Genomic DNA, 18,977 nt, shown 5'->3' with positions numbered 1-18,977 from the left:
GGCATCGCCGAACTCAAGCAGCAGGGCTACAGGCCCTGGGAGCTGAGCGCCTCCACCCCGGAACTGCCGGAGGTGCTGCATCTGATCGAGAGCGGCCACTTCAGCAACGGCGACAAGGAACTGTTCCGTCCCCTGCTGGAGAATCTCACCGGCCGCGACCCCTTCTTCGTGCTGGCCGACTTCGAGGCCTACATGAAGGCCCAGCAGGACGTGAGCGAGGCCTGGAGCGACCGCCCGCGCTGGAACCGGATGTCGCTGCTGAACACCGCCCGCAGCGGTCTCTTCTCCTCGGATCGCTCGATCCGGGAGTACTGCGAGCGGATCTGGCAGGCGGAGGAGTTCCCCGTGACCATCACCTGCGAGATCGACGAGGCCCCGGCCAAGGGCCGACGGCTGCCGGCTGCGCCGTAGGGGCGACCTGAGACGGGGCGGGGCGTTTCAGCCGCCCCGGTGATCGGGAAGATCGGGGGTCTGGTGCAGCAGACGGTTGAGACGCAGTCGGTCGGCGTTGAGGGGGTCGGGGGCCAGTTCTCCGGCCACCTCTCGGAAGGTCTGCTCCACGGGCTCGGGCACCCGCACGTCGAAGATGCGCTCCATCAGGGCTTCGATGGAGAAGAGGTGGGCGTTGATGTTCTCCAGATCGGCCATGGCCTGGTGGATCGCCTCATTTTCAGGCGGTGCATCGACGTTGACCTCGGCCGAGGCGCTGTCAGGGGCCACGGGGGTGGGGGGCGTGTCGCCGTCGCCGTGCTGCTTCTGAAGCTCCTCCAGGACCCGGCCGGCGAGGGTACGGAACGACTGCAGCGCCGCCCAGTTGAGCTCCTGCTGCTGCCGCAGGCTGGGATTTTCTCGGATCAGCCGGTCGTGTTCCCGATAGAACCGCTGGCAATCAGGACATTGGCAGGGCTCTTCTGGCACCGCGTCCCTTCTTTCATTCAATGGTCATCATGGCACCGACCTGGCAGAGCGGGGAAAACTGCGGCGCCGGAGCGGAACCGCTCAGGCAGCCAGGGGGCCCTGATCGGGAGGATCACCCGCCTCATGGAGCAGCGGCAGGGGAATCTCAATCGAACTCACCACCTGGATCACGTCGCGCAGACGCATGGAGTCGGCGAACCAGCCCATGGCCTGCTCCACGTCGCCGCGGCGCTCGGCATCGCCGGCCTGCTCCTCGTGGGCATCGGCCAGCAGGGCCAGCCAGCAAAGGCAACGGGCCTGCACCACCGAGAGATCCAGCTCATCGGGATGGGCCTGGGCGATGTTCTCGCTTTCCTGTTGCACCAGCAACCGCAGGCGCAGGTCGTGAAGCTGGGCCATCCACCGCAGACGACTGGGGGCACGCTAGCGGGAGCGTCCACTTTGGGAAGCCCACCAGCGGTAGCGCTCGTTACCGGGCAGACGAGGGTTCAGTGGCCGGCGTAGGCGATGCCGGCCTCCACCGGGGCGATTGGGCTGCTGGGTGACGGCTGCGCCCGAGGCGATGACCACACCGGCGAGGAATGCGGTGGACGGCCAGCACAACTGGGGTGTGAAAAAACTCAACACCCTTGTTCGGTATCTTCCGACGCCTTGGCCTGTTCCGCTTCAGGGACTAGGAGCAGACGGTTAAACCACCCGGTGACCCGCAGACTGGAACAAGGGTGTTTGAGGCGATTTGGAGTCTGTCGATCGAAACGGAGCACGGGGCTGGCGGGACTCGAACCCACGACCTACGGTTTAGGAAACCGTCGCTCTATCCGGCTGAGCTACAGCCCCTCTTGTGTCGCGCCTGAGGTAGGGACCCGCACGCATGGGCACTTTAGGGGTGAGCTTGCCCCCCCTGGCTCCTAGTCTGGACAGAAGAAAGCAGGCGAGGTGATCGCGATCGGTGCGGTGCGGCCTACGGGCCATCGCCGCGGCCGGTTGAGGAAAGTCCGGGCTCCCCAATGGCCAGGCCTGCTGGGTAACGCCCAGTGCGGGTGACCGTGAGGACAGTGCCACAGAAACACACCGCCGATGGCCCCGTGGGAGGTTCGCCTCACCGGGTGCACAGGTAAGGGTGCAAAGGTGCGGTAAGAGCGCACCAGCGGCATCGAGAGGTGCCGGCTCGGTAAACCCCGGCTGGGAGCAAGGCCCAGGGACAGCGGTTGGCCATCTTCCCCGTCCCGATTCCCATGCGCCGCTCGAGGCCGCCGGTAACGGCGGTCCCAGACAGATGATCACCCCCCCCTGCCGGCGGTCCGCCGCCGGCAGGGGAGAACAGAACCCGGCTTACGTCCTGCTTTCCCCCTTTGCCCCGTGATGACTCCCCAGCGCCGCCAGAAGATCCTGGCTTTCCTGGAGAGCCTCGGCTTCGGCGGCGCCTCCGGTCTGCTGCCCCCGGATCCGGCCGCCGCGGACGCCGCCCTCGACACCCTGGATGAGGCCCTCACCCACAGCTCCACCGGCCTCCCACGCCACCACGACCGCCTGGAGTTCCTCGGCGACGCGGTGCTGCGGCTGGCGGCCGCCGAGTTCCTGCACCGGGAGCATCCGTCCCTGGGCGTGGGCGACACCTCCGCCCTGCGGGCCCAGCTGGTCTCCGACCGCTGGCTCAGCGAACTGGCCCGCACCATCGCCCTGGAGCCGGTGCTGCTCATGGGGCCGATGGCCGCCGGCGACCGGGCCGGCCGCTCCACCGTGCTGGCCGAATGCTGTGAGGCCCTGGTGGGCGCCATCTACACGGTCGGGGGCGGTCCCCAGGGCGGCCTGGTGGCCGTGCAACGCTGGCTGGCCCCCCACTGGCAGGTGAGCGCCGCCGAGCTGCTGGCCGACCCGGCACGCCACAACTGGAAGTCAGTGCTGCAGGAATGGAGCCAGGGCCAGGGGAAGGGCCTGCCCGCCTACCGCTGCCACGAGCGCAGCCGGGTCCACGGAGATCCGGAACGTTTCGAATGCCGGGTGGAGGTGGCCGACCTCAGCGGTGAGGGCCGGGGACGCTCCCGTCGGGAGGCGGAGCAGCAGGCGGCCCGGGCGGCCCTGGCGGCCCTCGCCCTCAGGCCTGCTCCAGGGTGCTGAGCGGCACGGTCACCAGCTTGTCCCAGTTGCCGCCTTCGAACAGCACGGCGGCCATCGCCCCGCTGATGCGCTGCACGAAGCCCTGGTAGCCGTTGTAGATGGAGCGGGGATCGCGCACCACCACGGTGGAACCGGGCAGGATCGGGCTGCTGGCCATGGCGGATGCCCCTGGAGGGGACCATCAAGTGGGGCCATTATCGATGCCCGGGCGCCCCGTTGGGCCCGTGACGCGATGATGCGCCGCGACGGGAGCGATCAGGCCGTGGCCGACATCAGCAACGAGGGGCAAGGGGCCGACCCGGGTGAGCTCATGGCCGTGGGGAGGGTCGTGGCGGCCCAGGGCATGGGCGGCGACGTGCGCCTGCTGCCCCTGAGCGACTTCCCCGAGCGGTTCACCCGGCCCGGCCCCCGCTGGCTGCAGGCCCCCGGGGGCGAACCGCGGCCGGTGCGGCTGCTGGCCGGCAGACCCGTGCCCGGCAAGACCCTGTTCGTGCTCCGCCTGGAGGGCATCGGCGACCGCAACGCCGCCGAGTCCCTGGTGGGCCAGCACCTGCTGGTGCCGGCCGCCGACCGCCCCACCCTGGAGCCGGGGGAGTTCCACCTCCTCGATCTGGTGGGGCTCCAGGTGCGGCTGCTGCCGGATTCCCAGGCCCCGATCGGCACGGTGACCGACCTGATCCATGGGGGCAACGATCTGCTGGAAGTGGAGCTCAGCGAGGGCGGCCGGCGGCTGCTGATCCCTTTCGTGGAGGCGATCGTGCCGGAGGTGAACCTGGCGGAGGGCTGGATCGGCCTGACGCCTCCGCCGGGCCTGCTGGACCTCTGAAACCGTCCCGGGTGCACCCCGACGCTGACGGCCGGGGCCGGCTCGGGTTGAATGGGCCCGTCTGATGGTCCTGCGGGACAGCTGCCGCCGCGATGGCTACCCCCTCCCTGGTTCCAGTGATTCTCTGCGGCGGCACCGGCACCCGCCTCTGGCCCCTGTCCCGGGCCAGCTATCCGAAGCAGTACTGGCCCCTGGCCGGCACCACCGAGGAAACCCTCCTGCAGCAGACCCACCAGCGCCTCCAGGGGCTGCCCGACCTGGCGCCGCCCCTGCTGATCTGCAACGAGGACCATCGCTTCATCGTGGCCGAGCAGATGCGCCAGATCGGTGTGGAGCCGGCGGCGATCCTGCTGGAGCCGGTGGGTCGCAACACCGCCCCGGCGGTGGCAGTGGCGGCCCTGCAGGCCACCGCCCGCGGTGAGGACCCCCTGCTGCTGATCCTGGCGGCCGACCACGTCATCCGCCGGGCCGGCGACTTCCGCGCCACCGTGGCCGCCGGCATGGCGGCGGCCACCGCCGGACAGCTGGTCAGCTTCGGCATCGTGCCCACCAGCCCCGAAACGGGCTACGGCTACATCGAGGCCGCCGGGCCTATGGCCGCCACCCCCGTGCCGATCGCCCGCTTCGTGGAGAAGCCGGACCGGGCCACCGCCGAGGCGTTCCTGGCCACCGGCCGCTTCACCTGGAACAGCGGCATGTTCCTGTTCCGCGCCAGCGCCATCCTCGCGGAGCTGGATCGTTTCGTGCCCGAGGTGGTGAGCGCCTGCCGCACGGCCCTGGAGCACGACAGCGCCGACCTGGAGTTCCTGCGACTGGAGCGGGAGGCCTTCGCCAACGGCCCCAGCATCGCCATCGACGTGGCGGTGATGGAGCGGACCGACAAGGGCGTGGTGCTGCCCCTCGATGCCGACTGGAGCGACGTGGGCAGCTGGGCGGCCCTGTGGGAGACCTCGGACCAGGACCTGGAAGGCAACGTGCTGCGGGGCCGGGTGATCAGCGAGGGCAGCCGCAACTGCTACCTGCGCAGCGAGCACCGCCTGGTGGTGGGGCTGGGGGTGGAGGATCTGGTGGTGGTCGAGACCGACGACGTGGTGCTCGTGGCCCACCGGGACCGCGCCCAGGAGGTGAAGGGCATCGTCGGTCGGCTGGAGCGGGACGGGGCCCCGGAGAGCCGCGCCCACCGCCGCATCTACCGCCCCTGGGGCCATTACGACGGGGTGGTGGAAGGGGAGCGCTGGCAGGTCAAGAAGATCTCGGTGAAGCCCGGCGCCAGCCTCTCCCTGCAGATGCACCACCACCGGGCCGAGCACTGGGTGGTGGTGCGGGGCACCGCCGTGGTGGAGAAGGACGGGGTGCAGGAGCTGGTGGGCGAGAACCAGAGCACCTACATCCCCCTCGGCGCCCGGCACCGCCTCACCAACCCCGGCAAGATCCCCATGGAGCTGATCGAAGTGCAGAGCGGCCCCTACCTGGGCGAAGACGACATCGTCCGCTTCGACGACCGGTACGGCCGCAGCGATGTCCCGGCCCTGCCCAGCCCCTGAGCCAGCCTTGAGGGTGCCGGCCTGCGGCGGGCGAGCCCGCGGAGGGGGCAACGCCGCCTTCGGTCGGCGCCCTCAAAGCGGCCAGGGGAGTGCGCCATGGATGGATCTCGAGCCCCCCTCTCCCAGGAGGTTGTCGGTCCGCGGTGGGCTCGGAGGTGGCGTTGCCCGCACTAGCGGGCTCGCCCACCGCAGGCCCACCGCGGACCGACACCCTCATTCGACGGTGACGGATTTGGCCAGGTTCCTGGGCTGATCGACGTCCAGGCCGCGGTGGGCGGCGATGTGATAGCTGAGCAGCTGCATCGGGATCACCGTGAGCAGGGGGCTGAGCAGTTCGTCCACCTCCGGCAGGGGCAACAGCACGTCAAACAGTTCGGTGTCCGGGCAGGCGGGGGCCACGCCGATCAGCTGGGCGTCGCGGGCCTTGGCCTCCTGGGCATTGGAGAGCACCTTCTCGAACACGGTTCCCGGCACGGCGATCGACACCACCGGCACCCGGGCGTCGAGCAGGGCGATCGGGCCATGCTTCATCTCCCCCGCCGGGTAGCCCTCGGCGTGGATGTAACTGATCTCCTTGAGCTTGAGGGCCCCCTCCATGGCGATCGGGTAGTTGATGCCCCGCCCCAGGAAGATCACGTCCTGGGTGTCGGCGAACAGGTGGGCCAGCTCGGCGCAGCAGCGATCGTGGTCGTCGACCAGGCGCTGGAGCACGGCGGGCAGGGCCCGCAGCTGCTCCACCAGCTCCCGCAGCTGGGCGGGGGTGCGGCCGCCGCCGAGGGGATGGGCCGTGCCGCCTCGGCGTTCGGCGAAGGCCAGGGCCAGGCCGTAGAAGGCCAGCAGCTGGCCGAGGAAGGTCTTGGTGGCGGCCACCCCCACCTCGATGCCGGCGCCGATGTCGAGCAGGTGGGGCACCAGGCGACCCAGGGAGCTCTCCGGACGGTTGGTGATGCCCAGCAGCCGGGGGGCGTAGGCCGGATCGGCCACGAGGAAGCGCCGGTCCTGCTCCATCGCCAGGGCGGCGAGGGTGTCGGCCGTCTCGCCTGACTGGGTGACGCCGATGGTGAGGGTGTGGGGCTCCAGCGGCGGCGGGGCGTAGCGGAATTCACTGGCGTAGAACACCGCCGTGGGCAGCCCCGCCAGCTGCTCGAGCAGATGGGCCCCCACCTGGGCCGCGTGGCGGCTGGTGCCGCAGGCGAGGATCTGGATCCGCTCCACCCCCTCGTAGACGGACTCATCCAGGGGGAGGGCCACCAGGGCGCCCTCCGGCAGATGGCGGGCCACCCACAGGGCCACCGTTTCGGGTTGCTCGTGGATCTCCTTGTGCATGAAGTGGCGGAAGCTGCGCTTGTCCGCCACGTGCTCGGTGCCCACCAGCAGCGTCGGGTTGCGCTGCACCCGCGCTCCCTGCCCGTCGTAGAGCTCGATGCCCAGGGGCGTGAGCAGGGCCACCTCCCCGTCCTCCAGGGGCAGGATCGTGCGGGTGAAGCCGGCCAGGGCCGGGGTGTCGCTGGCGCAGAGGAACTCCCCCTCCCCCAGGCCGATCAGCAGCGGCGCCTGGCGCCTGGCCACCACCACCGCCCCGGGCACCGCCGCCCACACCACCGCCAGGGCATAGGCCCCATGCAGCAGGGGCAGCACCTGCTGGAGGGCCTCCAGCAGCAGCGCCGGCGAGGCCTTGGCCCCCTCCGCCTGCCGCTGCCGCAGCCGGCGGGCGATCAGGTGGGGGATCACCTCGGTGTCAGTGTCGGAGCGGAACTCCACCCCCTCGGCCTGCAGCTCCTCCCGGAGGCTGCGGTGGTTCTCGATGATGCCGTTCTGGACCACGGCCAGCTGGCCGCTGCCGTCGAGGTGCGGGTGGGCATTGCGCTCCTCCGGCTTGCCGTGGGTGGCCCAGCGGGTGTGGCCGATGCCGCACTGACCCGGTGCGCCCCGCTCCTCGAAGCGGGCCGTGAGGTTGACCAGCTTGCCCTCGGCCTTGAGGCAGTGGAGACCGGCCCCGTCCACGGTGGCGATGCCGGCGGAGTCGTAGCCGCGGTACTCCAGCTGGCGCAGCCCCTCCAGCAGCTGGGGGGCCGCTTCCCGCGAGCCGATCAGGGCAACGATGCCGCACATAGACAGGTAGGCCAAAAAAAAGCCCGGCGCAGGCGCCGGGCATGAGCTTATGGGAGGGCAGCGGTGCTGCCGGCGTTCAGTAGGCCAGGCCCATGGAGCGGCTGGTCTCGTCGCCGAGGTAGACGCGAATGCTCAGGAAGTCGGTGGGGCAGGCGGTTTCGCAGCGCTTGCAGCCGACGCAGTCTTCGGTGCGGGGCGAGGAAGCGATCTGGCCGGCCTTGCAGCCGTCCCAGGGGACCATCTCGAGAACGTCGAGGGGGCAGGCACGGACGCACTGGGTGCAGCCGATGCAGGTGTCGTAGATCTTGACGGCGTGGGACATGCCAGGGCCGGGAACGAACGGCGAGGTGCCCAAAGTACCCACACCGTTCCGGCGCAGGGCGGCATCCGCCGCCGGCCGTCACCCTTGTTCATACGCGGAAAGGGCCCGAACAGGGCGACCCGTAGGATGCTGCCTCCCTCACAGCAGCCATGTCCCAGGAAGCGATCTTCGAGAAAGTCCGGTCGATCGTTGCCGAACAGCTCAGCGTGGAGGCTGACGAGGTCAAGCCGGAATCCAATTTCCAGAACGATCTGGGAGCCGATTCCCTCGACACCGTCGAGCTGGTGATGGCCCTGGAGGAAGCCTTCGACATCGAGATCCCCGACGAGTCGGCCGAGGGGATCACCACGGTGGGTGACGCCGTCAAATACATCCAAGAGAAGCAGGCCTGAGGCGTCCATGGTGGAGGGTCTCCGCCGCGTCGTCGTCACCGGCCTGGGCGCGGTCACACCGATCGGCAACAACGTCGCGGATTACTGGGAGGGGCTGACCAGCGGCCGCAACGGGGTGGCGCCGATCACCCTTTTTGATGCCTCCCGCCATGCCTGCCGCTTCGCCGCCGAAGTCAAGGACTTCGACACGGCCGGCTGGCTGGAGCCCAAGGAGGCGAAGCGCTGGGACCGCTTCTGCCAGTTCGGGGTGGTGGCGGCCAAGCAGGCGGTCGCCGATGCCGGCCTGACGATCGATGACGGCAACGCCGCGCGCATCGGCGTCGCCATCGGCTCCGGCGTGGGCGGGCTGCTGATGATGGAAACCCAGGCCCACGTGCTGGCCGACCGCGGTCCCGACCGGGTCAGCCCGTTCTGCGTGCCGATGATGATTCCCAACATGGCCACCGGACTGGCCGCCATCGCCATCGGCGCCCGCGGGCCCAGCAGCGCCGTGGCCACCGCCTGCGCCGCCGGCTCCAACGCCATCGGCGATGCCTTCCGGCTCATCCAGCTGGGCCTGGCGGACGCCATGGTCTGCGGCGGTGCCGAATCGGCGATCACCCCCCTGGGGGTGGCCGGCTTCGCCAGCGCCCGGGCCCTGTCGTTCCGCAACGACGACCCGGCCACGGCCAGCCGTCCTTTCGACGCCGAGCGCAACGGCTTCGTGATCGGCGAAGGAGCAGGGGTGCTGGTGCTGGAGAGCCTGGAGCACGCCACGGCCCGGGGCGCCCGGGTGCTGGGCGAGATCGTCGGCTACGGCATGACCTGCGACGCCTACCACTACACCCTGCCTTCCCCCGGCGGCGTCGGGGCGGCGGAGGCCATCCGCCTGGCCCTGGCCGATGCCCGCCTGGAGCCGGAGGCGGTGGACTACGTCAACGCCCACGGCACCAGCACCCAGGCCAACGACAGCAACGAGACCGCCGCCATCAAGTCGGCGCTCGGGGCCCACGCCATGACCATCCCGGTCAGTTCCACCAAGTCGATGACCGGCCACCTGCTGGGCGGCAGCGGCGGCATCGAGGCCATCGCCGCGGTGCTGGCGGTGGCCCACAACCTGGTACCGCCTACGATCAACTACAGCACGCCTGATCCTGCCTGCGATCTGGATGTGGTGCCCAACCAGGCCCGGGAACACGCCGTCAACGTCGTGCTTTCCAACTCCTTCGGATTCGGCGGCCACAACGTCTGCCTCGCCTTCCGCCGGATGACCTGACCACCCGGCGCGCCAGAGCGCACCGGGCCACCCATCCCAGGAACACCTCCCTCCTCCCCGTACTCCCCCGTCAAGCCATGGTCGCCGCCCCCACCACCCAGGTCGATAGCCACGTAGAGACGCTCTGCATCAACAGCATCCGCTTCCTGGCGGTCGACGCGATCAACAAGTCCAACTCGGGGCACCCCGGCCTGCCCATGGGCTGCGCCCCGATGGCCTTCTCCCTCTGGGACAAGGTGCTGCGCCACAACCCGAAGAATCCGCAGTGGTTCAACCGCGACCGCTTCGTGCTCTCCGCCGGCCACGGCTGCATGCTGCTGTACGCGCTGCTGCACCTCACCGGCTACGACAGCGTGACCCTGGAGGACATCAAGCAGTTCCGCCAGTGGGGCTCCCGCACCCCCGGCCACCCGGAAACCTTCGAGACCCCCGGCGTGGAGGTCACCACCGGCCCCCTGGGCCAGGGCATCTCCAACGCCGTGGGCCTGGCGATCGCCGAAGCCCACCTGGGGGCGAAATTCAACAAGCCCGACGCCACCATCGTCGACCACTACACCTACGTGCTGATGGGTGACGGCTGCAACCAGGAGGGCGTCTCCAGCGAGGCCGCTTCCCTGGCCGGCCACCTGGGTCTGGGCAAGCTGATCGCCCTCTACGACGACAACCACATCACCATCGACGGCAACACCGGCGTGTCCTTCACCGAGGACGTGCTGAAGCGCTACGAGGCCTATGGCTGGCATGTGCAGCACGTGGCCGACGGCAACACCGACGTGGCGGCCATCACCCGGGCGATTGAGGCGGCCAAGGCGGTCACCGACCGTCCCAGCCTGATCAAGGTCACCACCACGATCGGCTACGGCTCCCCAAACAAGGCCAACACCGCCGGCGTGCACGGCGCCGCCCTCGGGGCCGAGGAGGCCGAGCTCACCCGCCAGCAGCTGGAGTGGAGCTACGGGGCCTTCGAGGTGCCCGAGCCCGCCTACGAGCACTGGCGCCAGGCGATCCAGCGCGGTGCCGCCGCCGAAGCCTCCTGGAATGAGAGCCTCGCCGCCTACCGCAGCCGCTATCCCGCCGAGGCCGCCGAGTTCGAGCGGCTGCTGCGCGGTGAACTGCCCGAGGGCTGGGATGCGTCCCTGCCGGTGTTCACCCCCGAGGACAAAGGCCTGGCCACCCGCCAGCACTCCTACAACGCCCTCAACGCCTTCGGCCCCGGCCTGCCCGAGCTGATCGGCGGCTCCGCCGACCTCACCCACTCCAACCTCACCGACATCAAGGGCGAGGCCAGCTTCCAGAAGGGCCACGAAGCCAACCGCTACCTGCACTTCGGGGTGCGGGAGCACGCCATGGCGGCCGTTCTCAACGGCATCGCCTACCACAACAGCGGCCTGATCCCCTATGGCGGCACCTTCCTGGTGTTCGCCGGCTACATGATCGGCGCCATGCGCCTGTCGGCCCTCTCCCAGCTGGGCGTGATCTACGTGCTCACCCACGATTCGATCGGCCTGGGCGAAGACGGCCCCACCCACCAGCCGGTGGAAACCCTCGCCAACCTGCGGGCCATCCCCAACCTGCTGGTGATCCGCCCCGGCGACGGCAACGAGACGATGGGGGCCTACAAGGTCGCCGTCACGAACCGCAAGCGCCCGACGGTGCTGGCCCTCAGCCGCCAGGCCATGGCCAACCAGGCCAACTCCGCCGCCGAGAAGGTGGCCCTGGGCGGCTACGTGCTCCAGGACTGCGACGGCACCCCGGACCTGATCCTGATCGGCACCGGCACCGAGCTCGATCTCTGCGTCAAGGCCGCTGCCCAGCTCAGCGCCGAAGGCAAGGCCGTGCGCGTGGTGTCGATGCCCTGCGTCGAGCTGTTCGAGGAGCAGGATGCCGCCTACCGCGAGTCGGTGCTGCCCGCCGCCGTGCGCAAGCGGGTGGTGGTGGAGGCCTCCAGCTCCTTCGGCTGGCACAAGTACACCGGCTTCGACGGCGCCAGCGTCTCGATCGACAGCTTTGGTGCCTCCGCCCCCGGCGGCGTGTGCCTCGAAAAGTTCGGCTTCACCGTCGACAACGTGGTGGCCACCGCCAAGGCCCTGGGCTGAACCCGCCGGGGCTGGCACCAAGCTCCCACCGACCGACTGCCGGGCCTTCGGGCCCGGCTTTTCCATGGCTGCCCAGGGGGTGGCGCCGGCGGTGGCTCAGCGCTCGCGCAACGGCACGTTGTGGCGGCTGCGCTCCACCACCAGGGGCAGGCGCAGGGTGCGCTGGTTGATGAAGCCGATGTATTCGCCCAGGATGCCGAGGGCGAACATCATGGCGCCGGCGAAGAACAGGGCCGAGATCGAGAGCATGGCCAGGCCGAACTGGAAGCTCTGCCAGAAGATCAGCTTGCTGAGCATGACCACGAAGGAGAGCAGGATCGAAAGGGCCCCGAGCGAGAGGCCAGCGGTGGTGATCAGCCGCATCGGCTTGCGGGAGGAGGTGACGATGCCCAGCACGCCGAAATCCACCAGGAACGAGAGGGAGGCGGAACTGCTGCCACCCTTGCGATCGGCGCTCACATAGGGAATGGTGGACCACTTGAAGCCGATGGCGCACACCAGGCCCTTGATGAAGGGGTAGGAATCGATCGACTGGCGCAGGGCCAGGATCACGGAGCGGTCGTAGATGCCGAAACCGGTGGTGTCCCGCACCATCGGATAGTCGGACAGCCAGGAGAGGGTGGCGTAGTAGATCTTCTTGCAGAGAAACAGGATCGGGCTCTCATGGCTGGAGCGCCGCACCGCAAAGATCACCTGGTCGTCACCCTTCTTCCAGCCATTGATCAGGTCCGCCACCAGCTCGGGGGGATCCTGCAGATCCGACATCAGAAAGACATTCGCGTCGGCATCGGGCGCAAGCAGGGCATTGGCTGAGGAGCGCACGAAGCCGAAGTTCGAGACATTGCGGATCAGGCCGACACGGGAATCCCGTGCCGCCAGGCCCTCGATCAGTTCCACCGTGTGGTCGGTGGAGCAGTTATCGGCAAAAACGATCGAGAAGACGTCGTCTGGGAACTGCTCGAGAACTTTCGCCAGCCTCACATAGAGCGCTTCGATATTGGACGACTCGTTGTAACAGGGAATGCAAATGGCGATATGATGCGGCGATCTCGTCATGGGCTAATGTTGTCAAAAAGCATGCTGCAGGCAGTGTATCTTTTGGCTGCCGTTCTTGCGGCATGCCTGGGCCAATTCATCTTGCGGATCCGTCCACCAGCCGAAGGCGTGCGCACCGGTGCGCTCTACCTGGCGGCGTCGCTTGTTTGCTATGGCGCCTCCTTCGGAATCACCGCCCTCGTTCTGCCCGCCGCCGACCGAAAACTGGCGGTGCTGATGCTGAGCCTGCAGTATCCGCTGCTGTATGTGCTGTTCTCGCTCAAGGATGCGGCTGCCCTGCAGCCGGCCAGCGTGATGGCGATCACCCTGGGCTATGCGATCGTCGCCGTCGGCATGTTCGGGCGTTAGGAACGCTCGGCGCAAAGGCGCTCGATCTGTTGCTGTTTCAGCTGGAAGTTCCAGGTTGGGCCGCCATAGATCTGGATCGGCATCGGATCCTGGCGCTGGCATTGCGCGCTGAGCTGCTCCGCATAATCCAGCATCCGAATCTGGCGGTCGGGCGTCACCATAAAGACGGGCCTGGGGACGACATTGTTGTGATAGAAGATCAGCGTGAGCACCAGCCAGATCGTCAGGGCCCGGCCCGGAAGGCTGCGGCGACCGCGTGGATCCCGCACCAGCAGCACGAAGGCGATCAGCAGCACCGACAGAAACAGGACGCTGTTCCAGTAGAAGAAACGCCCGCCCGCATCCTCGATCACCACCAGTTTCAGGTCCACGCCGCGGCGGGTGGCCACCAGCAGGCTGGACAGGGAGAGCACCAGGGTGGAAAAGATCGCCACGTAGAGCAGGCCCGGCTGCCCCATGGGCCTCACCACCACCCGCAGCGCCAGCAGCACCAGGGCCAGGACCACCAGCACCGCCAGCAGCTGCAGGGGATCGGGCAGAGTCCGCAAAAACCACCACGGCTTGTAGCCGCCCAGCAGCGGGCTGATCAGGTGGACGGTGAACCAGTCGAGCAGCAGGGCCGGACGGGACAGCAACGCCTTGAGGGCCTCGGCCGTCGACAGGGGGTAGGTGGTCTGCAGCTGGGAGACGTAGAGCTGCAGGGAGGAGAGCAGCACCGGCAGGCTGAGCCACAGGGGCCGCAGCGGCAGGCGGCGGCGGCGCAGGCCAGCGAAGATCAGCAGTGGAATCGCGTAGATGGCCAGGAACGGGCCCGTGAAGGCCGCCACCAGCCCGTACAGGAACAGCAGGCCCCGAAGGGGCGCAGGCCAGGGGGGCTCGGGGCGACCGCTGCCCTGCCGGGCCACCACGCCGTAGGCGATCAGGATGAAGCCGAGCGGGAAGAAGATGTAGGCGTTCGGCAGGTTGAGGTAGGTCTCACCGGCATAGGGGACATAGACGTAGGGGATGTAGGCGACCCGCATCAACCGGCCGAACACCCCGGCGCCGATGAGCGCCTCGACGCTGATCAGGGGCAGCAGCCAGGACAGCCAGGCCACCAGCAGAAAGAAGCCGGGATAGGCCAGCGGGGAGAGCTGGTTCACCGCGGTTAGCGCCGTGATCCGCTGCAGGAGATGGCTGTAGCCCGCATACAGCTGCAGCAGCGATCCGGCGCCCTGGTCGATGGCCTGCTGCAGGAAGACGGAGCCGTCCTCCGCGTAGAGGGTGGGCACCAGGGAGACGGAGGGACGCCGCAGGTGGTACCCGAGGGCGCAGAGGCCGATCAGGGCGGCGGAAACGAGAAAGCCGTGCAGCCGGGCAGGCAGCCGCTGCTCCGCTGACCGGCGGAAGCGCTGAATCGCGTGGAGGACGTTCGCCATGGGTGCGCGCAACGGCTCCGCTCAGGCCGCCATCAGCTGGGTTTCGGTCCAGGTGAGCATGCTGGCGACGCCCTCGCGGCAGGAGATCGCCGGTGACCAGCCCAGGAGACGCTCGGCCTTGCCGATGGCGGCGATGAAGCAGTCCTGGTCGCTGGCGCGGCGGGGGGTGGGCGTGTACACCAGCGGCGGCATGGCCAGCAGCTCGGCGAGCAGGGCGAACAGCTCCAGCAGGCTGAGGGAGTTGGCGGCGCCGCCGCCGATGTTGAAGATCTCGCCGTTCATCTGATGGCGATGGTCGTAGGCGGCCCGATAGAGGCGGATCAGGTCGTCGGCGTGGAGGACATCGCGCACCTGCTTGCCGGTGCCGGCGATGGTGAAGGGCTCGGGGGCCACACCGGCCTGGTGGGCGCGCTTCTGCTCGATCGCCTTCTGGCAGAACCAGCCCACCCAGCCCTGGTCGAAGGAAGCGAACTGGCGGCCGCCGAAGATCGAGGAGTGGCGGAACACCACCGTCTTGAGGCCGTACACCCGGGCCCAGTCGCGCACGTACTGATCCGCCGCCCCCTTGGAGCAGCCGTAGGGGGTGGAGAAATCGAGGCCGAGGGACTCATCGAGGCCGTCGGGATGGTCGGGAAGGCGGTAGCGGGTGGGGGTCTCCTCGTAGCGGAGGCCCTCCAGGTCGCCGTACACCTTGTTGGTGCTGCTGTAGGCGATCAGGGCCTCGGGGGAGAGGGCCCGGGCGGCCTCGAGCACGGCGAAGGTGCCGAGCACGTTGGTCTGCAGGTCGCGGGCGGGATCGGTCAGGGAGGTGGTCATGGCCACCTGGCCGCCCACGTGGCAGATGTAATCGAAGGGGGCGTGGCGCCGGAACACGGCCAGCACGGCCTCGGCCTCGGCCAGGTCGGCCTGGATGAAGTGGAAGCGGCCCGGGGCGGCCTGCTGCTCCAGCCAGGCCAGGTTCGCCGCCGAACCACGCCGGAACAGGGCATCGACCACGATCACCTCGGCCCCTTCCTGCAGGTAGGAGGCGGCCAGGTTGGAGCCGAGGAAGCCGCAACCGCCGGTGATCAGGACCTTCATCGACATCAGGGCAGAGGGGACGCGGGAAGCCTCAAACCAGCCAGGTCCGGAACGTATCGCTCGATCTGATCGGGGCGGTCGGGAAGCACACCGGGGCGCAATCTACCGGTCGCCCCCAGGCGCTCCCATTCCGCCGCGGCGAAGGCCAGCAGGCTGGTGGCAACGCCCGAGCCGATGTTGGTCACCAGGGGCCGGCCGGGCTCCACATCGGGCCGGGTGCAGGCCTCCAGCAGGTGGGCCGCCACGGCGGCGACGGGCACGAAATCGCTGACCTGGCGGCCGGAGGTCATGGGGAAATCCTCTCCGGCAAGAGCCGCGCGCCGCAGGGAGGGCCAGAAGTTGCCTGCGAACTGGCCCTCGCCGTAGGCGGTGAAGATGCGGCCGTAGAAGAGCTCCAGGCGCCGCTCGATGGCGAAGGTGCGCAGCAGCTGGAAGGCCGCCGCCTTGCTGGCCCCGTAGGCGCTCAGAGGCTCCAGGGGGGCATCGGGGGGGATGGCCGCAAACCGGCGGGCGGCGTTGCCGTACTCGTGGCTGGTGCCGGTGACGACGCAGCGGCGCACCCCCGCCTCCGCCGCCCGCTCCAGCAGCCGCAGGCTGCCGGCCACGTTGGCCTGCACCAGCTCCTTCCATGGCACCTGCTTCGGGCTGACACCCGCCGAGGCCAGGTGCAGCACCGCCTCCACCCCCTCCAGCGCGGAGGCCGGGAGGGTGAGCAGATCGCCCTCGCACCACTCGGGCTGGCGCGGCAGGGGGATCACCGGGGCGGAGGCGGGGCTGCGGCGCAGGACGCGTACTTGGTGCCCCGCCGCCAGGGCCGCCGCCAGCACGTGGGAGCCGATGAAGCCGGTGCCGCCGGTGAGGAACAGCCGCATCAGACCTGGCAGAAGTCCTTGATCACGTCGATCTCCCGCTCCAGCATCGGCGCCGTGAGGCCCGGGTAGGTGCCCAGGAACAGGGTGTCGACCATGATCGCGTCGGCGCCGGCCAGATCGCCCACCACCCGCAGGGCGTCGGGGCGATCGGCGCGCAGCTGCACGAAGGCCGGCTGGCGCACCAGGTTGCCGCCGAAGAGCATGCGGTTGCCGATGCGGTGGGCATCAAGCTCCCGGGCCAGGTCGGTGCGGCGGAAGGGGGCGTCGGGCTTGACGGCGATCTTGAAGCCGAACCAGGAGCAGTCGGTGCGGCAGCCGCTGGCATCCCAGGAGAAGCCGGTCTGCGGATCCCAGCCGGTGGCGTGGGTGGGCAGGGAGAACTCGAGCACGTGCTCGGTGGCCACCAGCCCCTCGCGCAGGGTCTGCCAGTTGCGCTTGCGGGCCTCGATGAACTCCGGCAGGCGGCGCAGCTGCACCCGGCCGATGGCGGCCTGGGGATCGAGGGGTTTGAGGTTGAAGCCGAGGTGGCTGTAGATGTACTTGTGGTCGTAGCCGGCGGGCAGTTCGCCCAGCTGCCAGTCGAAGCGCTTGCCGCAGGTGTCGTCCTTGCCGGAGGGGCACCAGCAGTCGCGGCCCCAGTCGCGGAAGCTCTCGGCCACCACCTTGAGCTTCTGGTCGCGGACGATGTTGACGGCGCCGCCCTCGCCCATGGTGAGGTGGTGGGGCGGGTAGAAGCTCTGGGTGCTGATGTCGCCCCAGGTGCCGGTCCAGCGGATGACGCGGTCGGGGCCCTCATCGAGGCCGGGGCTGTTGTCGGAGAAGCCGAGGGATTCGGCCAGCTCCCGGGGCATGGAATAGGAGCAGCCCAAGGCGTCGCAGTTGTCTTCGACGAGATAGAGGTCGTGGGCGCGACAGAAGCGCAGCACGGCGGCCAGGTCAAAGGGGTTGCCCAGGGCGTGGGCCATCATCACGGCCTTGGTGACGCCGGGCCGGTAGGCGGCTTCCAGCTGGTCGCAGCGGGCGTTGCCCGTGATCGGATCGGCGTCGATGAACACCGGCACCGCACCCACCTGCAGGATCGGCGCCACGGTGGTGGGGAAGCCGGCGGCGACGGTGATCACCTCATCGCCGGGGCGCAGGCGCCGCTCGGCCGGCAGGCGGTGGGAGGTGAGGGCCGAGATGGCCACCAGATTCGCCGAGGAGCCGGAGTTCACCAGCAGGCTGTGGCGCACCCCCAGGAAGGCGGCCAGCTCGCTCTCCATGGCGGCGCCTTCGGTGCCGAGGGTGAGCCAGAAGTCGAGGGTGGTGCCCACGGCCGCTTCGACTTCGTCTTCGGTGAAGACCCGGCCCGCGTAGGGGATGGTCTGGCCGCCCTCGTAGGGGGTGCGATCCGGGTCGTCGCCGGGACGGAAGCCGGCGTGGGCGCGGCGGGCGTAGTCGCGGGTGAGCCGCAGGATCTCCTGCTTGAGCTGGTCGAGGTCGGCGGTCATGGGGTGGATCGGCCCGGCGGGAGAGAAGCGAGATAGGCGGTGAGGTCGTCGAGGCAGCAGGACACGGGGTCGTCGCCGGCTTCGATCACGCGGCGATACCACTGAAGCGTGCGGGCGGTGGTGGTCGCGAAATCCCAGCGGGGCGACCAGCCGAGGCGATGGTGGGCCTTGTCGACCACCAGATTCAACAGGCCCGCCTCGTGGGGGGCGGTGGGGTCGGAGGCATCGATCCAGGTGCCGGGCCAGTGGTGCAGGGCCTGCTCCACCAGCTCCTGCACGGGCCGGTTGGCCTCCAGCTGGGGCCCGAAGTTGAAGGCTTCGGCCATGGCTGCGCCACCAGCGGGCTCGGCGAGGGCCTCGGCCAGGGCCAGGTAGCCGCCGAGGGGTTCGAGCACGTGCTGCCAGGGGCGGGTTGCGCCGGGATTGCGCAGGGTGATGGGCTCACCGGCGCGGAGGGAGCGGACCGTGTCGGGAATGATGCGGTCGGCGGCCCAGTCGCCACCGCCGATGACGTTGCCGGCCCGGGCGCTGGCCAGGCGCAGGTGGGGCGACTGGTGGGGCAGGGTGCCGCAGTAGCTGGCGCGCCAGGAGCTGATCGCCAGCTCGGCGGCGGCCTTGCTGCTGCTGTAAGGGTCGTGGCCGCCGAGGGGATCGTTCTCCCGGTAGCCGTAGAGCCACTCGTTGTTGCGGTACACCTTGTCGGTGGTGATCAGCACCGCGGCGCAGGGCTGGGCCAGGGGCCGCAGGGCCTCGATCAGGTGGATGGTGCCCAGGACGTTGGTTTCCCAGGTGAGCACCGGCTCGGCGTAGCTGCGGCGCACCAGGGGCTGGGCCGCCAGGTGCAGCACCACCTCCGGCTGGACGGCCGCCACCAGCTCGCTGAGGGCGGCCGGATCACGCAGATCCCCCACGTGGTGATCGAGGCGGCCGGCCAGGCCCAGCTGGTCGAACAGGGAGGGTTCGGTGTCCGGCGCCAGGGCGAAGCCGGTGACGCGGGCCCCCAGCTCGCAGAGCCAGAGGGCCAGCCAGCTGCCCTTGAAGCCGGTGTGGCCGGTGAGCAGCACCCGCTTGCCCTGCCAGAAGGCGGGATCGGGCTGCTGCCAGGCCCGCCGGGGGGAGGTGCTGGCCAT

The 18,977-nt window shown here is 69.5% G+C and carries 19 protein-coding genes, 1 tRNA gene and 1 other RNA gene; 9 read left to right on the top strand and 12 right to left on the bottom strand.

Annotated elements, in window-relative coordinates; all coding sequences use genetic code 11:
• The coding region (locus tag VB738_RS15600; protein WP_323306614.1) for a glycogen/starch/alpha-glucan phosphorylase at positions 1-411 on the top strand (411 nt) is incomplete at its 5' end.
• Positions 412-438: 27 nt separating this feature from the next.
• Here VB738_RS15600 and VB738_RS15595 read toward each other — a convergent pair.
• The 3 genes from VB738_RS15595 to VB738_RS15585 form a co-directional block, all read right to left on the bottom strand.
• Positions 439-918, bottom strand: a complete 480-nt coding sequence (locus tag VB738_RS15595) for a hypothetical protein (RefSeq protein WP_323306613.1) — start codon at positions 916-918, stop codon at positions 439-441.
• An 81-nt stretch (positions 919-999) separates the two neighbouring features.
• Complete coding sequence (locus tag VB738_RS15590) at positions 1,000-1,317, bottom strand: hypothetical protein (RefSeq protein WP_323306612.1); 318 nt, start codon at positions 1,315-1,317, stop codon at positions 1,000-1,002.
• A 364-nt stretch (positions 1,318-1,681) separates the two neighbouring features.
• Positions 1,682-1,755: transfer RNA gene (locus VB738_RS15585), tRNA-Arg, on the bottom strand.
• Positions 1,756-1,841: 86 nt separating this feature from the next.
• Here VB738_RS15585 and rnpB point away from each other — a divergent pair.
• Positions 1,842-2,269, top strand: an RNA gene (gene rnpB / locus VB738_RS15580) — RNase P RNA component class A.
• An 11-nt stretch (positions 2,270-2,280) separates the two neighbouring features.
• Entirely contained in the window at positions 2,281-3,036 is a 756-nt protein-coding gene (gene rnc, locus VB738_RS15575; protein WP_323306611.1) for a ribonuclease III, read from the top strand.
• Here rnc and VB738_RS15570 read toward each other — a convergent pair.
• Positions 3,014-3,193, bottom strand: a complete 180-nt coding sequence (locus VB738_RS15570) for an NAD(P)H dehydrogenase subunit NdhS (RefSeq protein ID WP_015109734.1) — start codon at positions 3,191-3,193, stop codon at positions 3,014-3,016. The two genes, rnc and VB738_RS15570, sit on opposite strands and share 23 nt — an antisense overlap.
• Positions 3,194-3,346: 153 nt before the next feature.
• Here VB738_RS15570 and rimM point away from each other — a divergent pair, with 153 nt between their 5' ends.
• A complete protein-coding gene (gene rimM / locus VB738_RS15565; protein ID WP_323306618.1) occupies positions 3,347-3,862 on the top strand; it encodes a ribosome maturation factor RimM in 516 nt (171 codons plus the stop codon).
• A 92-nt stretch (positions 3,863-3,954) separates the two neighbouring features.
• On the top strand, positions 3,955-5,406 hold the full coding sequence (locus VB738_RS15560) for a mannose-1-phosphate guanylyltransferase/mannose-6-phosphate isomerase (RefSeq protein WP_323306610.1): 1,452 nt from the start codon (positions 3,955-3,957) through the stop codon (positions 5,404-5,406).
• A gap of 213 nt (positions 5,407-5,619) precedes the next feature.
• Here VB738_RS15560 and glmS read toward each other — a convergent pair whose 3' ends face one another.
• Both glmS and psaC read right to left on the bottom strand, forming a co-directional pair.
• Entirely contained in the window at positions 5,620-7,518 is a 1,899-nt protein-coding gene (gene glmS, locus VB738_RS15555) for a glutamine--fructose-6-phosphate transaminase (isomerizing) (protein ID WP_323306617.1), read from the bottom strand.
• Between the two features lie 76 nt (positions 7,519-7,594).
• Positions 7,595-7,840 carry a photosystem I iron-sulfur center protein PsaC gene (gene psaC / locus VB738_RS15550; protein ID WP_007099573.1) on the bottom strand — a complete coding sequence of 82 codons (246 nt, stop codon included), beginning with the start codon at positions 7,838-7,840 and terminating at the stop codon, positions 7,595-7,597.
• 149 nt (positions 7,841-7,989) lie between these two features.
• Between psaC and acpP the strand changes: the two genes are divergently transcribed.
• The 3 genes from acpP (at position 7,990) to tkt (ending at position 11,583) form a co-directional block, all read left to right on the top strand.
• On the top strand, positions 7,990-8,232 hold the full coding sequence (gene acpP / locus VB738_RS15545; RefSeq protein ID WP_035833476.1) for an acyl carrier protein: 243 nt from the start codon (positions 7,990-7,992) through the stop codon (positions 8,230-8,232).
• A gap of 7 nt (positions 8,233-8,239) precedes the next feature.
• The gene (fabF, locus tag VB738_RS15540; protein WP_323306609.1) at positions 8,240-9,487 is read left to right on the top strand and encodes a beta-ketoacyl-ACP synthase II; all 1,248 of its coding nucleotides are present in this window, start codon (positions 8,240-8,242) and stop codon (positions 9,485-9,487) included.
• A gap of 77 nt (positions 9,488-9,564) precedes the next feature.
• On the top strand, positions 9,565-11,583 hold the full coding sequence (gene tkt, locus VB738_RS15535; RefSeq protein ID WP_323306608.1) for a transketolase: 2,019 nt from the start codon (positions 9,565-9,567) through the stop codon (positions 11,581-11,583).
• A 96-nt stretch (positions 11,584-11,679) separates the two neighbouring features.
• Here tkt and VB738_RS15530 read toward each other — a convergent pair whose 3' ends face one another.
• On the bottom strand, positions 11,680-12,639 hold the full coding sequence (locus VB738_RS15530; protein ID WP_323306607.1) for a glycosyltransferase family 2 protein: 960 nt from the start codon (positions 12,637-12,639) through the stop codon (positions 11,680-11,682).
• A 21-nt stretch (positions 12,640-12,660) separates the two neighbouring features.
• Between VB738_RS15530 and VB738_RS15525 the strand changes: the two genes are divergently transcribed.
• The gene (locus tag VB738_RS15525; RefSeq protein WP_323306606.1) at positions 12,661-12,987 is read left to right on the top strand and encodes a hypothetical protein; all 327 of its coding nucleotides are present in this window, start codon (positions 12,661-12,663) and stop codon (positions 12,985-12,987) included.
• Here VB738_RS15525 and VB738_RS15520 read toward each other — a convergent pair.
• Genes VB738_RS15520 through rfbG form a run of 5 tightly spaced genes read right to left on the bottom strand, consistent with a single transcriptional unit; the run spans position 12,984 to position 18,977 of the window.
• Entirely contained in the window at positions 12,984-14,405 is a 1,422-nt protein-coding gene (locus VB738_RS15520; RefSeq protein WP_323306605.1) for a hypothetical protein, read from the bottom strand. The two genes, VB738_RS15525 and VB738_RS15520, sit on opposite strands and share 4 nt — an antisense overlap.
• Before the next feature lie 21 nt (positions 14,406-14,426).
• On the bottom strand, positions 14,427-15,485 hold the full coding sequence (locus tag VB738_RS15515) for an SDR family NAD(P)-dependent oxidoreductase (protein ID WP_323306604.1): 1,059 nt from the start codon (positions 15,483-15,485) through the stop codon (positions 14,427-14,429).
• 5 nt (positions 15,486-15,490) lie between these two features.
• A complete protein-coding gene (locus tag VB738_RS15510; RefSeq protein WP_323306603.1) occupies positions 15,491-16,357 on the bottom strand; it encodes an NAD(P)-dependent oxidoreductase in 867 nt (288 codons plus the stop codon).
• A complete protein-coding gene (rfbH, locus tag VB738_RS15505) occupies positions 16,357-17,847 on the bottom strand; it encodes a lipopolysaccharide biosynthesis protein RfbH (RefSeq protein ID WP_323306602.1) in 1,491 nt (496 codons plus the stop codon). Before rfbH ends, VB738_RS15510 begins: the two co-directional genes overlap by 1 nt.
• Positions 17,844-18,977 (bottom strand): CDP-glucose 4,6-dehydratase, encoded by a 1,134-nt coding sequence (gene rfbG / locus VB738_RS15500; RefSeq protein WP_323306601.1) that lies wholly within the window; start codon positions 18,975-18,977, stop codon positions 17,844-17,846. The genes rfbH and rfbG overlap by 4 nt, the downstream gene beginning before the upstream one ends.

This window comes from Cyanobium gracile UHCC 0139 (assembly GCF_034931325.1).
Taxonomy (GTDB): Bacteria; Cyanobacteriota; Cyanobacteriia; order PCC-6307; family Cyanobiaceae; genus Cyanobium; species Cyanobium gracile_B.
This window is presented reverse-complemented; position numbering and strand designations above follow the sequence as displayed.

What these genes read in the sequence shown, in the direction of transcription:
- VB738_RS15590 (WP_323306612.1), bottom strand. Translation starts at nt 1,317, where the DNA reads ATGGCCCAGCTTCACGACCTGCGCCTGCGGTTGCTGGTGCAACAGGAA.
- rnc (WP_323306611.1), top strand. Translation starts at nt 2,281, where the DNA reads ATGACTCCCCAGCGCCGCCAGAAGATCCTGGCTTTCCTGGAGAGCCTC.
- VB738_RS15570 (WP_015109734.1), bottom strand. Translation starts at nt 3,193, where the DNA reads ATGGCCAGCAGCCCGATCCTGCCCGGTTCCACCGTGGTGGTGCGCGAT.
- rimM (WP_323306618.1), top strand. Translation starts at nt 3,347, where the DNA reads ATGGCCGTGGGGAGGGTCGTGGCGGCCCAGGGCATGGGCGGCGACGTG.
- VB738_RS15560 (WP_323306610.1), top strand. Translation starts at nt 3,955, where the DNA reads ATGGCTACCCCCTCCCTGGTTCCAGTGATTCTCTGCGGCGGCACCGGC.
- glmS (WP_323306617.1), bottom strand. Translation starts at nt 7,518, where the DNA reads ATGTGCGGCATCGTTGCCCTGATCGGCTCGCGGGAAGCGGCCCCCCAG.
- psaC (WP_007099573.1), bottom strand. Translation starts at nt 7,840, where the DNA reads ATGTCCCACGCCGTCAAGATCTACGACACCTGCATCGGCTGCACCCAG.
- acpP (WP_035833476.1), top strand. Translation starts at nt 7,990, where the DNA reads ATGTCCCAGGAAGCGATCTTCGAGAAAGTCCGGTCGATCGTTGCCGAA.
- fabF (WP_323306609.1), top strand. Translation starts at nt 8,240, where the DNA reads ATGGTGGAGGGTCTCCGCCGCGTCGTCGTCACCGGCCTGGGCGCGGTC.
- tkt (WP_323306608.1), top strand. Translation starts at nt 9,565, where the DNA reads ATGGTCGCCGCCCCCACCACCCAGGTCGATAGCCACGTAGAGACGCTC.
- VB738_RS15530 (WP_323306607.1), bottom strand. Translation starts at nt 12,639, where the DNA reads ATGACGAGATCGCCGCATCATATCGCCATTTGCATTCCCTGTTACAAC.
- VB738_RS15525 (WP_323306606.1), top strand. Translation starts at nt 12,661, where the DNA reads ATGCTGCAGGCAGTGTATCTTTTGGCTGCCGTTCTTGCGGCATGCCTG.
- VB738_RS15520 (WP_323306605.1), bottom strand. Translation starts at nt 14,405, where the DNA reads ATGGCGAACGTCCTCCACGCGATTCAGCGCTTCCGCCGGTCAGCGGAG.
- VB738_RS15515 (WP_323306604.1), bottom strand. Translation starts at nt 15,485, where the DNA reads ATGAAGGTCCTGATCACCGGCGGTTGCGGCTTCCTCGGCTCCAACCTG.
- VB738_RS15510 (WP_323306603.1), bottom strand. Translation starts at nt 16,357, where the DNA reads ATGCGGCTGTTCCTCACCGGCGGCACCGGCTTCATCGGCTCCCACGTG.
- rfbH (WP_323306602.1), bottom strand. Translation starts at nt 17,847, where the DNA reads ATGACCGCCGACCTCGACCAGCTCAAGCAGGAGATCCTGCGGCTCACC.
- rfbG (WP_323306601.1), bottom strand. Translation starts at nt 18,977, where the DNA reads ATGGCCAGCACCTCCCCCCGGCGGGCCTGGCAGCAGCCCGATCCCGCC.